At 45.0% G+C, this 18,454-nt stretch carries 12 protein-coding genes; 2 read left to right on the top strand and 10 right to left on the bottom strand.

Annotation, left to right across the window (positions count from 1 at the left end):
• Window positions 1–46: 46 nt before the first annotated feature.
• From ABDW33_RS21900 to ABDW33_RS21890, 3 genes are all read right to left on the bottom strand, one after another.
• Window positions 47–2,449: a TonB-dependent receptor gene (locus ABDW33_RS21900; RefSeq protein WP_343692237.1), complete on the bottom strand. Its 2,403-nt coding sequence runs from the start codon at window positions 2,447–2,449 to the stop codon at window positions 47–49.
• 280 nt (window positions 2,450–2,729) lie between these two features.
• Complete coding sequence (yidC, locus tag ABDW33_RS21895) at window positions 2,730–4,574, bottom strand: membrane protein insertase YidC (protein WP_343692236.1); 1,845 nt, start codon at window positions 4,572–4,574, stop codon at window positions 2,730–2,732.
• A gap of 138 nt (window positions 4,575–4,712) precedes the next feature.
• Complete coding sequence (locus tag ABDW33_RS21890; protein WP_343692235.1) at window positions 4,713–6,359, bottom strand: CTP synthase; 1,647 nt, start codon at window positions 6,357–6,359, stop codon at window positions 4,713–4,715.
• Between the two features lie 270 nt (window positions 6,360–6,629).
• Here ABDW33_RS21890 and ABDW33_RS21885 point away from each other — a divergent pair, with 270 nt between their 5' ends.
• On the top strand, window positions 6,630–7,145 hold the full coding sequence (locus ABDW33_RS21885) for an acyl-CoA thioesterase (RefSeq protein ID WP_183288557.1): 516 nt from the start codon (window positions 6,630–6,632) through the stop codon (window positions 7,143–7,145).
• Here ABDW33_RS21885 and ABDW33_RS21880 read toward each other — a convergent pair.
• From ABDW33_RS21880 to ABDW33_RS21865, 4 genes are all read right to left on the bottom strand, one after another.
• Window positions 7,142–7,786, bottom strand: a complete 645-nt coding sequence (locus ABDW33_RS21880; protein WP_343692234.1) for an HD domain-containing protein — start codon at window positions 7,784–7,786, stop codon at window positions 7,142–7,144. The genes ABDW33_RS21885 and ABDW33_RS21880 overlap by 4 nt on opposite strands.
• Before the next feature lie 1,061 nt (window positions 7,787–8,847).
• A complete protein-coding gene (locus ABDW33_RS21875) occupies window positions 8,848–9,429 on the bottom strand; it encodes a bifunctional precorrin-2 dehydrogenase/sirohydrochlorin ferrochelatase (protein ID WP_343692233.1) in 582 nt (193 codons plus the stop codon).
• A 21-nt stretch (window positions 9,430–9,450) separates the two neighbouring features.
• The gene (gene cobA, locus ABDW33_RS21870; RefSeq protein WP_343692232.1) at window positions 9,451–10,227 is read right to left on the bottom strand and encodes a uroporphyrinogen-III C-methyltransferase; all 777 of its coding nucleotides are present in this window, start codon (window positions 10,225–10,227) and stop codon (window positions 9,451–9,453) included.
• Between the two features lie 82 nt (window positions 10,228–10,309).
• Complete coding sequence (locus ABDW33_RS21865) at window positions 10,310–12,427, bottom strand: nitrite reductase (RefSeq protein WP_343692231.1); 2,118 nt, start codon at window positions 12,425–12,427, stop codon at window positions 10,310–10,312.
• Between the two features lie 298 nt (window positions 12,428–12,725).
• On the opposite strand from ABDW33_RS21865, the gene hxpB reads away from it, so the two are divergent.
• The gene (gene hxpB / locus ABDW33_RS21860; protein ID WP_343692230.1) at window positions 12,726–13,379 is read left to right on the top strand and encodes a hexitol phosphatase HxpB; all 654 of its coding nucleotides are present in this window, start codon (window positions 12,726–12,728) and stop codon (window positions 13,377–13,379) included.
• Between the two features lie 94 nt (window positions 13,380–13,473).
• Here hxpB and ABDW33_RS21855 read toward each other — a convergent pair whose 3' ends face one another.
• The 3 genes from ABDW33_RS21855 to rpsA all read right to left on the bottom strand — a co-directional run bounded on the left by ABDW33_RS21855 (window position 13,474) and on the right by rpsA (window position 18,208).
• The gene (locus ABDW33_RS21855) at window positions 13,474–14,370 is read right to left on the bottom strand and encodes a hypothetical protein (protein WP_343692229.1); all 897 of its coding nucleotides are present in this window, start codon (window positions 14,368–14,370) and stop codon (window positions 13,474–13,476) included.
• A gap of 1 nt (window position 14,371) precedes the next feature.
• Window positions 14,372–16,240, bottom strand: coding sequence for a beta-ketoacyl-ACP synthase III (locus ABDW33_RS21850; protein WP_343692228.1), 1,869 nt, complete (start codon window positions 16,238–16,240; stop codon window positions 14,372–14,374).
• A gap of 72 nt (window positions 16,241–16,312) precedes the next feature.
• A complete protein-coding gene (rpsA, locus tag ABDW33_RS21845) occupies window positions 16,313–18,208 on the bottom strand; it encodes a 30S ribosomal protein S1 (protein WP_343692227.1) in 1,896 nt (631 codons plus the stop codon).
• Window positions 18,209–18,454 lie beyond the last annotated feature (246 nt).

Genomic DNA, 18,454 nt, shown 5'->3' with positions numbered 1-18,454 from the left:
TTATCGGTACTTAATTGACGACCTCCTCAAAACGGACCGTCCCCCATTAGTTCGATTGAATCCGTTTCTTTTCTTTTTCAATACCCGTCTGCCTTTCCGTTCTTGGCTTGATCTTACTATTACCGAACCGGTATGTAAAACTCAGCATTGCGAAGCGGGAGTCAAACAAAAAATGCTGCTGAATATTTACCCCCTGATAATTGGACGCTAATGTAAATTGCTGTCCCCTGAAAATATCGTTTACACTCAGCTTGAGTGATACCTTGTTCTTTAGCACGTTCTTTTGCACTCCGGCGTTCAGCACCCAGTAGCTGGTCAGCGCACTCAATCCGGCATTAGATCTGGATGAATAGATTGCATTCACCTCAAGTGTGAACACGTGCGGAATATTAAACGTATTATTCGACATCACATAGGCTCCGGGTTTTGACTTCGGCAAGGTGATATCATTGTAATCGTAGTGCAGGTAGTAGACCTGCATGGTGTTCATACTATTCCACCAACGTGTAAATGCCTTTGAGTAAGTGATGCTCAGATTGTAGTTATCAAAGTGTGTAACGTTTTGATAAGTGGTAATCAGCACCTTATTATCACCTGCTACATATACACCCGAGATCGCATCGTTGGTTCTGGATATACTGAGCGTAGTAAATAAACGCTGTTTCCAGGTATGAGACAACTCCAGTGAAGTTGTATTCTGTGGATTCAGGTCCGGATTTCCCTGGAAGTAGTAATACTTGCTGCGGAAGAAGAGGAATGGATTCACATATTCATACTGTGGTCTGTCAATACTTCTCCTGGCAGAGAACGAAAAACGCTGGGATGCAGAGGCCAGGTATTGCAGGGAAAAACCGGGGTAGACACCGGTGTAGTCCTTCGTAAACACCTGGGAATTCGTTATACTGTTGCCTTTGACATGTGTATTTTCCACCCGCACACCTACCTGTAGTAACCATTTCTTAAATTGGTTATGATAATTGAGGTAACCTGCATTCACATTTTCGTCATAGATGAAATGATTCGTTTTGCCCGCATCATTTACCCAGGTATCATTATCATCCAACATTTCCCAACGGATATCGCTGTCTGTTTTTACGAAGACGGTTTTCAGTCCTGCATCGAAGGTGCCGATTTTAGTGGGACGGGTGAAATCGGCCGATAAGGAACGGATGGCAACAGATACCGGAGAACTGTTACGGATTACGTAGGGTAGCTGGTATACTTTCATTTCGGTATCCAGATAGGCAGTATTAAAGTTATCTTTCCAGCGTTGGTCATAATAGGCATAGTCACCATTGAAGGTGATCTGTGTGCCGGTACTGTCAAAGTTATGCTGGTAGAACAGGTTGGCTGAATAATTATTGATGTTCGCATGCCCGGTAGTGTGCATGTTCAGCAAAGAGTCGAAGGGGGCTGACTGGGTAGGACGGAACATTGTCTTGTCTATACCATCTCTGTCACGTCCGAGGAAGTTGCCTTTCAGATCCAGGCCTACGCTGTTCTTTTTATTGATCGTATAACTGATACCGGCATTGACGTTATGAATATCTTTTTTGCGGACCTCATAATTTGATTCCTCTATATATTCATTTGCCAGGATCCTGCCTGTATGGGTATCGTAAAACTGTTCATTGCGCTGGTAATTGTAATTACCATAGATGTTCAGATTATCGTTGCGGTAGTTCAGATCTCCGCCGGCGTTGTAGCGGCCATAACGGCCTCCTCCCTCTCCTATAGTGAGGTTGCCATTGGTTCCTGATTTACCTGTTTTTTTCATTTTGATGTTAATGACAGCCGAAGCGGCGGCATCATATTTTACAGATGGGTTAGCAATGAGTTCTATTTTATCAACGGCATTAGCGGCAGTAGACAGCAATAGATTTTTGAGCATTGCGGCAGTAAAATAAGACGGGCGGTCGTTGATATAGACCATCACCTTCTTTCCGTTGAGGGTAATAGATCCATCATCGTCCAGTCGCACACCTGGCGATCGGCGGAGCAGTTCTTCCAATGTATTGCCGGTAGCGAGCGGGCTCTCGGCAACATTGATGATCATCTTGTCGGCTGTTTGTTCAATGAGTGGCTTCTGGGCCGTTACCTGGTGGGTGATCAGATCGTAGGAAACTGATACCATGCCGATAGCGGGCAGGGCCAGGGATTGGGTACTCAATTGAAACGGGCCGGTCGTTTTGTCTCGATAGCCGAGGTATTTTACCTGGAGGCTATAAACACCCGGTTTCAGGTTTTCAAACGTGAAATTACCCTCTTTGTCAGTCTGGATAGTTTGCCTGATGGTATCTGTGAGTAATAACACGATGGCAAATGGCAGATTTTGGTTGCTGAGGGAATCAGATATTTTGCCTGAAACGGATAGTCTGAGTGACTGTGCAGGTAAACGGACCATACTGCACAGACAAATGAATAGTACACTCAGTTGTATCGGCTTCATATAGGGTTATTTATCACATTACAAACATAAGGTTCAGGATTGAGGATTAAAAAATTATTACATCGATTCTTTGATTCGGAGGACAGATTACATGAAAAAAACATGTTATCTGGACGACCGGGAGGAGAAAGGAAATGGCCTGTGGTAGTATAAAAAGTTGTCTAAAGCCAACATTTGCAGGGATGGATTGCCGGCATAAAAAAATTTAAGGTATTTAGCACTGATGACATAAAAAAAGCCTCCCTTTTATGGGAGGCTCTTCTTTATAAACAGTTATCGGTTATTTATTTCCTTTTCTACCTTGCTGCATATCCTGCTGGCGTTTCTGCATGTCTTCCAGGCGTTCCTGCCATTTGGATTTTGAAGCCGGCTTCTTTTTATTCTCCTGGATCTGTGCATGGATCTTATCATGGTTAATGATGAACTTCTGTATCACCCACTGCAGGAGGATACTGATCACGTTTGACAGGAAGTAATAGAAAGTCAGCGCGGATGCCAGTTTGTTAAAGATACCCAACAGCATGATTGGGAAGATATAAGGCATGTACTTCATGACCGGATTGCTCTGATCTGCCATTCCACGGTTATTGAACGCCAGCATTAAGCTGGTGGCAGTCATCAGCAGGGTGAACAGGCTGATGTGGTTACCATAGAAAGGAATATTGAAAGGCAGATTCAGGATAGAATCGTAAGTAGATAAGTCTTTAGCCCACAGGAAGCTCTCCTGTCTCAATTCGATGGAAGATGGGAAGAAGCTATACATGGCTACCAGGATCGGCAACTGCATCACTGCCGGCAGGCAACCTCCTAAAGGATTCACACCTGCACTCTTAAAGAGCTTCATCTGCTCCATACCGAAAGCCTGCTGGTCGTCGCCATGCTTAGCGCGCAGGGCATCGATTTCCGGTTTCAGTACTTTCATCTTTGCAGAAGACACATAACTCTGGTAGGTGAATGGTGCTATCAGCAAACGAATAAAGAGTGTCAGGAGGATGATAATCACACCATAGTTATGAATAAATCCGCTGAGGAAGTTGAACACAGGGATGATCACCCATTTGTTCACATATTTTACGAAAGCGAAGATACCGGTACCTAGTGGAATGATATTTTCCAGTCCGATATCATAAGATTTCAGGGTCTTATAATGGTTAGGACCATAATAGATTTCGATCGGGAAGGTAAAGTCATGTGCCCGGTCGTAAGGGATCGCCAGGGTAGTGAAGGTCTGGCCTACGATGTTACCACTTTCAGGCACTTTCGTGTTGATATCTGCGTTTTCGAAGCTCTTATCTTTTTTCGCAATGAAAGTGGTGTTGAAGAACTGTTGCTTTACGCTCAGCCACTGTACTTTGCTTTCCAGATTTTTATGAGCGGTACGCTGCAGGGTGAAGTAGTCATGTTTACCTTCTGTTGTTTTCCAGTGAACCTGGTTGTTCAATCGCTCATTTTGCATATCCTGTTCCTGCTTGTCATTCTCATTATCCCACTGAAGTTCTAATGTTTTCTGACCGGCTGGGATCACGTTTTCCAGACCTACGGCATGAATGTCGAAATCTACTGCATAGCTATCCTGTTTCAGGGTGTATACAAACTCCAGGAATTGACCAGGGTTGTTAGTCGCAAGGCGGTATACCAAAGATTGGCTACCATCTGGCAGCTGTTGTACATTTCCACCAGCGAAATAAAGGTCTGCAGTATTTAATAAAGTATTGTTATTAGCCGGCACCTTCATAGAGATGCGGTTAAAAGAACTGTTTGCCAGTAATAAAGGAGTGCCTGCAAATGTTTTGAAGGCTTTCAGTTCTACAGTTTCAGGTTGACCACCCTGGCTGGAGAAGGTGATTTTCAGCACTTTGTTTTCCAGCACGGTTTTCTGTGCGGTGCCGGTAGCAGCACCTGCGAAGGCGCCATATTGACCTGCGAGCCTGGTGGAATCAGGAGTGCCTGAATTGGGATAAGAGGCAGTGGTGTCTGTGATTGCTTTAGGTTTGTTCGCTTCAGCGATAGAATCCTGACGAGCTTTTTCTAACTCTGCTGCATGCTGCTGTTTGGTATTGAAAAAGATGTACCCTACCAGCAACAAACCCAGTAAGCTAAAACCAATGACCGAATTTCTGTCCATTGAAATTACAATTAAAATTTAGGCAGCGAAGGTAAGCAAAATGTGGGGGTATAAATGCCAAAAGGACTATTTTTTAGGTCATTGTGGTGCAATGACCTAAAAAATAGTCCTTTTGGTGGGCGTTTGCCACTAATATTATTATTGTGCTACTTCTTCCGCCACCTTTGTTTTGTTTGTCTTATCTTCTGCATACTGCTTGGCAGCGCCGATGAAGTGAACAAACAGTGGTGCTGGTCTTTCCACTGTGCTTTTCAGCTCAGGGTGGAACTGGCAGCCCACGAAGAACGGATGGTTGGGTAATTCTACCATTTCCACCAGTCCGCTTTCAGGGTTGCGGCCTGAAGCAATCATACCTGCTTTTTCGAAATCGCTTAGATACTGACCATTGAACTCATAACGGTGACGATGGCGCTCGCTGATCTTAGTGCTTTCATAGATAGCGGAAGCTTTGGAACCAGGTGTGAGGTCGCAGCTATAGGCACCTAAACGCATGGTACCACCTTTGGCGGTGATCTTTTTCTGCTCTTCCATGAGACCAATTACCGGGTGACCGGTTTCAGGGTTCATTTCAGTAGAGTGGGCATCTTTCCAGCCGATTACGTTACGGGCAAATTCTACAACGCTCATCTGCATACCCAGACAGATACCAAAGAATGGCAGGTTGTTTTCACGGGCATACTGAATAGCGGTGATCTTTCCTTCAATACCACGGTGGCCAAAGCCTGGTGCTACCAGCAGACCATCGAGGTTACGCAGCTTTTCAGCTACATTCTCTGCTGTAAGGAATTCAGAATGAATATTTTGAACAACTACTTTACATTCGTTCATGGCGCCTGCGTGGATGAAGGATTCCAGGATGGATTTGTAAGCATCCTGTAATTCCACATATTTACCAATCAGGCCGATAGTTACTTTAGACTTAGGATATTTCAGCTTGTCGAGGAAACCACGCCATTTGGTCATGTCCGGTTCTTTCTCGACAGGAATACCCAGTTTTTTCATACAGATGACGTCCAGCTTCTCCTTCAGCATTTCCAGCGGCACTTCGTAGATGGTGCTCATGTCGGTTGCTTCGATCACGGCATCTACGGTTACGTTACAGAAGAGGGCGATTTTCTTTTTCAGGTCATTGTACATAGGCTCTTCGGTACGGCACACGATCACGTCGGGGTGCACACCATTTTCGCTCATCATTTTCACAGAGTGCTGAGTTGGCTTGGTTTTCAATTCTTTAGCAGCACGCAGGTAAGGGATGAGGGTCAGGTGAACGACCAGGCAATCCTGTTCATCCAGTTCCCATTGCAGCTGACGAACAGCCTCAATGTAGGGAAGCGACTCGATATCGCCGACTGTACCACCTAACTCGGTGATAACGATATCAAATTTACCATCTTTGCCGAGCAGGAGAATACGACGTTTGATCTCGTCGGTGATGTGGGGAACAACCTGCACGGTTTTGCCGAGGTAGGCACCTTCACGTTCTTTATTAATAACAGTTTGATAAATGCGGCCTGTGGTCACATTATTCGCCTGTGACGTTGGCGTGTTCAGAAAACGTTCGTAGTGTCCCAGATCCAGGTCAGTTTCGGCGCCATCTTCGGTTACATAACATTCCCCATGCTCATATGGGTTTAATGTTCCCGGATCCACATTGATATATGGATCGAACTTTTGAATAGTCACTCTAAAGCCGCGTGCCTGCAGTAACTTTGCAAGTGAAGCTGCGATAATTCCTTTACCCAATGAGGATGTAACACCTCCCGTAACGAAGATATATTTTGCCATAAAATCTAAAATTCTGTAGAATACTTGACCTAAAAGGGAAGTGCCGGACGACGTTTGGTGTAACCAGTCAAGTAAAAGTAACTTCCGAAGGTCATGCAAAGTTACACAAATTTAACGCGCACCCAAATTGGTTTTTCACATTTCACTGAGTGCATACATGTAATAGCATGTTTATAAACAAATTAAGGGATATAAAAGGCTTATAAATTTAATCACTGCGGCGGGCCGGTGATTTATTCTTAATTTTGCGATCCGTAATAATTATCAAACATGACTCTAACGCCAAAGCGTGCACAGGAATCTCTGATCCAGATGACTGAACTGGTATTGCCCAATGATACCAATGTATATACCAACCTCATGGGAGGCCGCCTGATGTACTGGATGGATATTGCTGCTGCCCTTGCCAGTATGAAGCATTGCGCTGCGCCGACAGTTACCGCCTCGGTAGACAACATTTCATTTGAGAACCCTATCCGTCTGGGAAACGCTGTTCACATTGAAGCAAAGGTGAGCCGTGCTTTCAATTCAAGTATGGAAGTACATCTTAAAGTATGGGGAGAAGATCCGGTACAGCAATACCGCTATAAATCCAACGAGGCATTTATGACTTTCGTTGCCCTGGATCCAAATGGTAATCCTCGCCCGGTACCTCCTATTATTGCTGAAACTGAAGAGGAAAAAACTTTATACGAAGGTGCATTACGCCGCAGGCAGCTCCGTTTGATCCTGGGTGGAAAAATGAAGCCACAGGATGCCGAGGAGTTGAAAGCACTGTTTATTTAATGCCATTCTTTATAAAATTGTTCGAGGAAAGTCTCCATAAAGGCATGTCGTTCGGCAGCCAACTCTCTTCCGGTAGTGGTATTCATCTTATCCTTTAATAAGAGCAGTTTTTCGTAAAAATGATTGATAGTAGGGGCAGTGCTGTTTTTGTACTGTTCCCTGCTCATTTGCAGATCTGGTGGAATAGCCGGATCATATAATGCCCTGTTTTTGAACCCGCCATAGTTAAATGCACGTGCTATGCCAATCGCTCCGATGGCATCCAGCATGTCGGCATCCTGTACCACTGCCAGTTCGGGCGAGGTAAATTTACCTTCGTTATGCCCCCCTTTAAATGATATATTTTCGATTATGGCAATCACATGTGTGATAATGTCTTCCGCTACTCCCTGAGATAAGAGAAACTGGCGGGCTTTGGCAGGTCCGATCGTTTCGTCGCCACCATGGAACTTGGCATCTGCAATGTCGTGCAGCAGGGCTCCTAATGATACAATAAGTGGATTGACTGATTCTTTGGCCGCAATTTCCCTGGCAGTATGCCATACACGATGAATATGCCACCAGTCGTGGCCTCCTTCTGCCTGGGCTAATTCCTGTTTTACATAGGTAACGGTGTTGTCTATCAATTGATCTTGTGTCATAAGATCAAATATAAGGAGGTTGATGGGGCAAAAAAAATAGGAAAAACGAAGAAAAAGAGAAACGGAAAAGGTGTCTCATGAGTGTAAAATGGGTTTAGAGAAGAATGCTTATGTGTAACCTTCTTTCCTTTTTCCATCTCTCCTCCCTGGTATTCAGGCATGCAATTAGAATAATCAACAGGGATCTTGCTTCACTAAGATATTCTTCGTTTTTCCTTTTTTCCTTTTCAATGTTTGGATCTTCGACAGAATAATTGGTGTACCGGCCTTAGGTGTTGTGACTAATGGTTAAATGCAGGTATGCCGGCCGGGCGATCTTAAATTTTGGTTGATAAAATGTACATTATCTGACTACAACTTCCGGATCGATACCTTAGCGAGGCCCCTTTTGGGCCTCTCTCTAAAGGTATATACTTCAGGGAAGCGGGAATAATCTGTTTGAAAAATTGGCGCGGCTGAAGGCGGGAAAACTTTGATTACCGGACTTCGAGGTCAATAACTTTGCTGACCTTTGCTGACCCTAGCCTCGGCAGCCCCCCGCCTTTTACCGCAAAAATTTTTCGATGACAACGTACCCTTTCAGTACATTGATAAAATATCTTACAGCGCAGATCCAGCTATAATTCTTCTATCGTAGACAGACGCTGTGCTTTGAGCTGGTTTCTGAATTTTGGTTGACTGGTCTATTCTTGTGGAGGAAGTGTCTATTTTTAGTATGCTACCCTGGTCCGCAAACTGCGCCTTCCTGATGATAACCCTACTAAACCTGTTCTTTGACGAGATTCGCATACTTAAGAAATAATCACATTATAAATAATTACATCTTTCACATTTTCGCTATTGTACATACTACACTTTCTGATCACCTTCGAATTCTGACATAAAAATAATAATCATTATCTAATTTTTAAACAATTCAGCACACAAACATTCATATATTTATATTTACAATATAATATAGAAAATACGCAAGTATACTGTTATCTAACATGTTAGATAAAAACACCCCTTTGAAAAGACAAGAGAGCCTTTTCAAAGAGATCATATATAAAAAATATTAATTAGTCTTTTTTAACCAGTACATCGGTAATCTGGTTGAGTTGTTTTACTTTTTCAGAGAAATCGCCCTTAATCCGGTCACGGATGAGCTGTAGTTTATCTAAAATTTCATTCAACGACCCTGGTAATGCTTCCTGCAATACCTCTTTGAGTCTTTTGGCAATGGTGGGAGATTTGCCGTTGGTGGAGATGGCTATCTTAAGGTTGCCTTTCTGAACTACTGAACCCAGGTAGAAGTCGCACAGTTCCGGGGTGTCAGCTACATTAATTAGTACTTTACTACATTTTGCCTTTTCCCAGACAAAATAATTAAACTCATGGTCGCTGGTAGCAGCTATGGCCAGGTCTTTTCCGAACATGTCACCGCAGGAAAACGCCTTCTGTACCAACGTTACATTGGGTGCATTTTTGACCAATGCCTCCAGTTCCGGCAGGAACCAGGTGGCTACTACTGTTAAGTTAGCAGTCGGGCAATTATCAAGGAGGGCACTTACTTTTTCAAGTCCGACAGCGCCACCGCCTACCACTAAGATCTGGAGACGATGCACCTTAAAGAATACGGGAAACAAATGATTCTCTTCCATACGAACCGCTTTAATATAAATTTACACAGCTATTTTCAATTCCGCTGCAATTCTGTCCTGCACTGCTATGAAGGTTTCATGGAAGCGTACTACCTCCCCCACTATTATAATAGCCGGGCTTTTTAGCTCCTCCCGAAGAGCGATGTTGGCCAGATCGGAAACTGCACCAATACCTACTTTCTGTGTGGGTAAGGTACCATTCTGAATGATTGCCGCAGGTACATTCCCTTTTCCCTGCGCAACATAGGCAGCGGATATTTCAGCTAATTTACCCATTCCCATCAAGATTACCACGGTTGTATCTGCATGAATCGCATGCACCAGGTCACGGGATAAATTACCTTCCTGTGTCGTTCCGGCCACTACCCAGAAGCCTTCACTCACGTTACGGGCAGTCACAGGAATGCTGTTGAAACCAGGTACAGAGATCGCACTGGTTACACCAGGCACGACTTCTGTTTCAATATTAAACTGGCGGGCAAAAGTTAATTCTTCCTGTCCACGACCAAATACAAATGAATCTCCTCCTTTGAGTCTTACCACGCTGCCATAAGTCAATGCATACTTTACGATCATGCGATTGATCTCATCCTGAGAGTACACGTGCATACCTGCTCTCTTACCTACAAAACGTTTCAGGCAATTGCAGGGTGCATGTTCCAGCAGTTCATTGTTTGACAATGCATCGTAAAGGATGACCCTTGCCTGCTGTATGGCCTTCAGGCCTTTTACAGTAATCAGCTCAGGATCTCCGGGGCCAGCGCCCACCAGGGTTAATTTTGGAGTAATCTGCTGCATAGTGTACTAATTTAAAATGTGATCGGTTTCGCACAACCGTAATATCAGCAGGCCCCTTGGTTACAGGGGCCTGTTGATATCCTTATTCAGCGGGAACGGCAGCAGCTTCCCGTTTCCTTAGAGACTGCGCCTGCTGATAAAAGTCAGTTGCCTGTTGATAATATGCTTTTGCAAATGCTTCTGATGGTTCATTCTTATTGATCTGTAATACCAGGTCATTGAATGTACCTTCTATTTCCCATTTGCCTGTCTGCACGAAATGTTTGTCAAAGTCATTGATAACGCCGGTCTGTGTATTACAAGATACGCCTTCACCCAGCAGCAATGCTTTGGCTGTCTGCACAAAAGTTGAGTAAGAGTGGTAAATGCTGTCTGCATACTGGTTAGCATCCAGCGCTACTTTACCCCATTCCAGTTTCTCTTCACCTTCAAACAGCAGGGTTTGTACCAGGTCAATCACTACGCTCGCACATTCACCCACGCCGATAGCAGTGGCAAACTTATCGCCCTGGCCCCAGTCAATGAAATCTTCATCTACCAGAGAAGCCAGGTCTGTCAATGGTTTCAGCAGGTCGTAGAAGTAACGTTCGCCCTGACGATCATAGTAATCGTTGAACTTTTCGTTTTCCTGTGCCTGCTCTGCATAGTTCTGGAGAAGTGTACGCAGTACTTCCGGACCACGCTTACTGGGTACCTTGATCACCTTGTCTGCCACGCGCCCTACCCCATCACCTACAATACCACCACCCAGCAATACCTGCAGGGCTGGAAGTACCTTGCCGCCACTCTTCATAGAGCTGCCATGGAAACCAATGCTGGCAATACCATGCTGACCGCAGGAGTTCATACAACCACTGATTTTGATCTTAATGTCTTTATTATATACCAGTGCCGGAAATTCTTCCTGAATGACCAGTTCCAGTGCTGTGGAGATACCCGTGCTGCTGGAGATGGCCAGGTTACAGGTATCTGTACCCGGGCAGGCCGTGATATCTGCTATGCTGTTGAAGCCTGGTTCCGCAAATCCTGCTGCCTCCAGTGCACTGAATACGTAAGGCAGGTGTGCCGGCTGAATATATTTGAGCAGTAAACCCTGGTTAGCTGTCACACGTACATCATTGGCGATCACTGGGCGCAGCGCTTCTATCAGCTGGCGGGAGATCACTGAACTAATGTTGCCCAATGGTACACGTACATAAGCCGCATAGTAACCGGATTGCTTTTGTTCAAAAACATTGGTTGCCTTCCATGCCTCATATTTCTTTGGATCCCTGATGGTGTATGCAGGCACCGTTGCTCCTGCAGGCGCCAGTTCTACAGCCGGCCATGCTGCTGCATCGACTTCATACACCTTTGATTTGATCGCTGTGAATTCTTCTGTTACCAGGCGTGTGAATTCTTCAAAACCAATCTTAGCTATGAGGAACTTCATACGAGCCTTATGACGGCTGGCTCTTTCACCATGACGGTCAAATACCCGCAATACAGCTTCTATATATGGTATCAGCTTGTCTGCTTCCAGAAATTCATATGCTACGTGTGCAAGAATCGGTTGTGCCCCAAGGCCGCCACCTACCAGTACCTTGAATCCACGCACTTCTTTGCCATCTACAATACGCACCTTGGGAATGGCTCCCATATCATGCATAAAGGACCAGGCGGTGTCTTTATCACTGCTGGAGAAGGACATTTTGATCTTACGGCCCATATCCTGACAGATGGGATTACGCAGGAAGTAGCGAAATGCTGCATCTGCATAAGGTGTTACATCAAATGGTTCATCCGGATCAATACCTGCAATGTCAGAAGCAGTTATATTTCTTACCGTATTACCACAGGCTTCACGGATGGTGATATCATCAGCATCCAGTTTTGCCCATAGTTCAGGTGTTCTTTCGAGACTTACAAAGTGGATCTGAACATCCTGGCGGGTAGTCAGGTGCAGGTTGCCAGTTGAATACTCGTCTGAAACATCAGAAATTCTCTTCCACTGTTCCAGGGTCATTTTACCATAAGGTAATTTGATACGAATCATCTGTACACCAGCCTGACGTTGTCCGTAGATGCCCCTTGCCAGACGCAGACTGCGGAACTTTTCTTCCGGAATCTGCCCTTCGCGGAACAGACGGATCTTTTTCTCCAGTTCTATGATATCCTTCTCTACGACGGGATTTTCAAGCTCTGTTCTAAATCCTTGCATATGATGAATTTTCTTGGTGGTAAATTATTGAGTGAATATTTCCTTATCAGATTAGCGTATAAAAAGGTAAGCTCCAGCTATTAGCGCGATATTTCAGCTTCCTTATCTATATTTCCTACCATTTAAGTAGACTATTACAAAGTTATACATCCATGGCAGAAAACCAAAAGAATTTTGCATAAAATAAAGTTATGGGTCATAATGAAAAGTTATAATGAGATGAGGATCACCCAGAGAATTTGGAAAAGAAAAGTCTCCCTGTATTATCTTTGCGGCGGCAATCTGACAAAAATAAGATATGATCGATACGGTAATATTTGACATGGATGGGTTATTAATTGACTCAGAGCCACTATGGGGACAGGCCATGCGAGAGGTATTTGCATCCGTTGGTGTAGAATTATCTATGGAACTGGCCAGCCACACTACAGGGCTGCGTACGGCAGAGGTGGTTGATTACTGGCATAACTACTTCAAATGGAAGGGGAAATCGACTGAGCAGGTGACGAATGAAATTATTGATTCGGTAACTGACAAGATCATCAATAAAGGAAAGCCCATGAAAGGGCTGGAATATATACTGGACTTTTTTGAAAAGCGGAAATTCAAGATGGGGCTGGCTTCCTCCTCCCCTTTACGATTGATTGATGCCGCTACCACGCATTTCGGCATCAGGGATCGTTTCCAGGCGATCGCTTCCGCAGAGTTTGAATCACACGGTAAACCGCACCCGGCAGTATATCTCACCTGTGCGAAAGCATTGGGTAGTAATGCACTGGATTGTATCGCATTTGAAGACTCCGTAACCGGCATGACGGCAGCAAAAGCGGCCAGAATGAAGGTAATAGCTGTTCCCGAAGGTCATAACCGGCATAATAAACGTTATGCCCTGGCGGATGTGCAGCTGAATAGCCTGAAAGATTTTAACGACGATATTTTAGGACAGTTATAAAGAACAGGTTGTCACAAAAGTGAACTGAACCGGAACGAAATGCTGATAAACACTTCCCGAAGCGCTCAGCGTACTTTTGAGACGACCTGGTTCCTTATTTAACAGGCTGCTGCTTTGCCTGTTCCAATTTAGCCTGTACTAATAATGCGTGTAGTACTTCTGTCGAGAAGCCATGCAGCAATAACCTAAAGGCAGCCCCGGCCATAGGCAGGGGAATCATCGGATGTTTATTATTCAATGCTGTCAGCTTTTCCGGGCAATCCATAATTGTAGCGGCATAAATCCCTATTACCTCATCCAGCTGGAGGGAATTTGTGGCCCGCCAGAAATCAGCATCGGTAAGAAAAAACTGATATACCGGCGTAAAGATCTCAATCGCTGTGCCCAGGTCTATAAAATTCGTCCACTTGTCTCTGAAAGTGGCAAACGGGATCGGCTCCACCGAAATTGCACTAAAGTCAGGTTGCTCCTGCTTCATCACCCGTACTCCTTTTTCATCGATCGCCTTATTCAGGTTGATAATAAAATTATAAAGGTTCAGGTCATGCTCCAGGAACAGGTTATCCCGTACATCACTTACTGACAAAGGTTTCAGTGGATTCATCGGAATGTTTTCTGCGCCTCTTACATTGTCTTTGATAAAACGCAGCACTTCTGACCCCAGGTAGAAATGCCGAAGGATCAGGAAGTTAGCTTCTGGTGTGATCCAGTATTTCATGCCCCAGAAGAGGCTTTTATGCAGCATCTTAGGGGCATTGATCAGGTTGGGAATAAAGATCTTAAACACCTGCATCAGCACAATACTTAATCTGGCAAAGGCTTTTATAACCGGATAAAGAAATTGCCGGCTCCTGGTAGAAGAGTCGTACAAAAATGCCGCTTTCGCATCAGGGTCAAAGGGGATACTTTTGTCGAGAAACAATGCATGCCAGTGACTGGGATTGCGCGTGTCATGCTGCATCTTCTCATAATATTCTCTGGTGTGTATCATATTAAATATTGTCCAGTTCTTCTAATTGCATTCTATATAACCTGGCGACTACTTTCGCTGTTTTGACGATCCTGGCCGCCATTTCCTGCGTCAGGAGATCGGATTGAATCGCATTTTCAAAGCGCTCAAAGTGATTATCATTGCTATCGCTGGTTTCATGGTATATAAAGAAAGAAACCTGGTCGGCATTGAGGTGCAGTTGTTGCTGAATAGCCCTCCCCCACTTACCGGATACACGGTTACCCAGGCCTTCGATGATGAACATACCGCCTAACAGATCAAACGGATCCGGTTGGCTTGCACGCTGGAACATATAAGCACTGAGGGCTTCACTACCGATATTCTTCTCTCCGGTATACAGGTCCTGCTCATTTCCCCCGCAATTAATATAGTTCTTTTCCAGGATCTGGTAATCTCTGTGTTCATCCGCACTGTGACGAATAAAGGAAGAACGTACATGGAAGTATTGCATACTCACATTGGAGGCGGCGCGTGCTATCCACTGTGAGCCGTCAACGACCTGTTGCCTCAAGTTGAGTAACAGTCGTTTATATTCTTCCATTTTCAGCTGACCATTAAAGATCTTTTTCACAATGGGGACCTGTTGCAGGGAGCGTTCAAAGTCAAACCACACACCCGTCAGTTGTCTTACTAACCATTCCTGTACAGGTTTTTCCTGTATCCTGATTGCCGGTGCTTTGATAGTGGCGATATCTTCGGTGATGAATCTTTTTCCACCCGGAGCGACCACTTTCAACAACATATAACCTGTGATGAAACGACCACTTTCGGGCACCATGCAAAGAAGTTGCTGTCCTTCTTCCAGTTTACCACTACGCAGCAAATCATCCAGCATGGCAAAGATAGAGGCAGCGCCTATATTGCCGGTGGTATAAAGGTTCGTAAACCACTTATGTGCAGGGATGACTACTCCGCCTTTTTCCAGCAGGTCTGTGATCTGCTTTTTGAAGTGATGGGAAGAGTAATGGCATACCAGCCAGTCGATTGCATCTGGCGACACTTTACCTTCATCTATCAATTCAAAGAAGCGTTGAATTCCCAGCTTCACAATATTATCAACAAGGCCCATATCCTGTTTCAGGTTGATAGCTCCATTCCGATCAGCATCGCTCATGCTTGCATAATCCAGCCATGTTTTTGTGATGCGCCCGTCTGTGTCTTTGTTTGTACCGGTGTACATACAAACGTCGAACTGGTGGGCATAAGAGCGCAGGTCAACCCATTCTATTTCCAGTGACAACTGTGTGGGTGAAGGAGTTGGTTGCAGTAACATGGCACCTGCTCCGTCACTGAGCATCCAGCGGAGAAAATCTATTTCTGCAGGCAGTTCATTGTCCTTGACAATGTGCTGATGTTGAAAGCGTGAAGCTTTGAACATACGGCTGGGTAATTCTGCGGCACAACAGAGGGCGTTGCCGGCTTGTCCGGCTTTCACATGCATAAATGCATTCTGGATAGCCATGATACTGGATGCACATACACTTTGATGAGAGGCGATGGTGCAGGCGCCGATACCGCTTTCGCCTTGTACCATGCTGGCAAAACCGGGAACGGGCATATCGCTTTGGGTAGTGGCGGTGCTGAGGAAGTCAATATCCTGTTTATCGGCCGGGGCACCATGGAGGCAATTGTCGATTGCGTTGGCGGCCATCTGCCAGGCCTGATGGGTGGTTTGCTGTTGGGTATCCAATGCGTAGTAGCGGGATTTGATCCCATTTTTACGGAGAAAGATATCTTTCATCCTGGATGGGGTGTTGTTGATGCTACCGATGTACAATTCCATTTCTTCGTTGGCAACCGGGGTATTGGGGAGGAATTGTCCGGTGGCGGTGATATAAACTTTATTCATAGGTGAAAAATAAAAAAAAAGAGGCTGTTTCTCTCGAAACAGCCTCATGATATTTCAACAACCTAAAAATGATTATTCACCATCTTTCTTGTCGCCTTCGTCTTTCTTCAGCTTCTCACGCAGTTCAGCCAGTGCACCCAGATCACCAAGTGTAGCTTTTTCTACCTTGCTCTGGATATTTTTCACAGCCTTACGGGTTTTGTCAGCATCCGCTTTTCTTTCTTTAGCGACAGCTTCTTTCTCTTCGTTCTTAGCTTGTTCCCAAACTCTGGTGTGAGATACCAGGATACGTTTTTCGCTACGATCGAATTCAATGATCATGAATTCTTTCACATCTTCAACGCTGATTGGTTTCTCATCTTCAGTGCGCAGGTGACGGGCAGGAGCGTAAGCTTCCAGACCGTATTGCAGCTGAACGGTAGCACCTTTCTCATCTTTCTTCACTACAGTACCTTCGTGTACGGAACCGATCGGGAAGATAGTTTCGAAAGTATTCCAAGGATCTTCTTCGATCTGTTTGTGACCGAGGCTCAGTTTACGGTTTTCTTTGTCGATACCCAGGATAACTACCTCGATTTCGCTACCTACCTTAGTGTATTCACTTGGGTGGTTGAAGCGTTTGATCCAGGACAGATCGGAGATGTGGATCATACCACCGATACCAGTTTCCAGTTCTACGAACACGCCATAAGGAGTGATGTTCTTCACGATACCTTTGTGACGGCTGTCCAGCGGGAATTTAGTTTCGATAGTAGCCCAAGGATCTTCGGTCAGTTGCTTGATAGACAGAGACATTTTACGCTCATCCTTGCTCAGGGTAACTACAACTGCTTCGTATTCTTCGCCTAATTTGAAGAATTCTTTAGCGTTGATTGGAGTAGAAGCCCAGGAGATTTCAGATACGTGTACCAGACCTTCTACGCCAGGCAGAATTTCCAGGAATGCACCATAATCTTCGATGTTCACTACTTTACCTTTCACGCGCGCACCTTCAGTGATGTGAGCAGGCAAGGTATCCCATGGGTGAGGAGTGAGTTGTTTGTAACCGAGGCTGATACGTTTTTTCTCGTCGTCGAAGTCCAGCACCACCACATTGATCTTCTGATCCATCTGGAGTACTTCGCTTGGATGAGAGATACGGCCCCAGCTGATGTCGGTGATGTACAGCAGACCATCCAGACCACCCAGGTCGATGAATGCGCCGAAATCGGTGATATTTTTGATGGTACCTTCCAGCACCTGGCCTTTCTCCAGTTTGCTGATGATATCCACTCTCTGCTGCTCGATATCGCTTTCGATAAGTGCTTTGTGAGAAACAACTGCGTTTCTGATGGCTTCGTTAACCTTAACCACTTTGAACTCCATTGTTTTGCTAACAAACTGATCGTAATCGGTAACTGGTTTCACATCGATCTGTGAACCTGGCAGGAACGTTTCCATACCATATACGTCTACGATCAAGCCGCCTTTGGTCTTGCTGGTAACAGTACCAGTAACAACTTCGCCGGTTTTGTACACTTCCACGATCTTTTCCCATGCACGTTGCTGACGAGCTTGTTTACGGCTCAGGTGCAGGTTACCATCGCGGTCTTCCTTTTCAACTACTAATACCTCAACGTCATCACCTACTTTCAGACCCGGCATATCGCGGAATTCGTTCAGAGAGATCAGACCGTCAGATTTGAAGCCAATGTTGATAACGGCGTCAGTCTTGGTTAAACCCACAACTGTACCGGTCAGCAGACCATTTTCTTCGATCACCTTGAAGGTGTTTTCGTAAGTCTGGTCGTACTTTGCTTTTTCTTCCTGGCTATAAGAAGAAACGTTACGTTTGTCTACGCTCCAATCGAAATCGTCATGAGCGGTAGCTACAACAGGTGCATTTTTTGTCGCTGTTGCTTCTGCAGCCTGAGCTGCCGGAGCCTGTTGTTCAGCGTTTTGTTCGTTAGTAATGTTGTTTTCTGCCAAAACTTTAATTCCACCTATGGTTTTTCCCGGAATTTCACACCCCGAGGTTTAAGTGGACGGCAAAGATACTACATCTTCACCAAAAAAAGCGTTAAAATTCAATTCTCAGCCCGCTGGCCCTGATTCTGGCAGCATACCTCCCCCGGAAACTACAACAGTACGCGCTTACACCCCTACAGACTGCTAATTTCGGCATAATTTTTTAGGCTAAAATTTGTGATTAACGAATGCGGATTTTGTACTAAT

It is taken from the genome of Chitinophaga sp. (assembly GCF_039596155.1).
Lineage (GTDB): Bacteria > Bacteroidota > Bacteroidia > Chitinophagales > Chitinophagaceae > Chitinophaga.
This window is presented reverse-complemented; position numbering and strand designations above follow the sequence as displayed.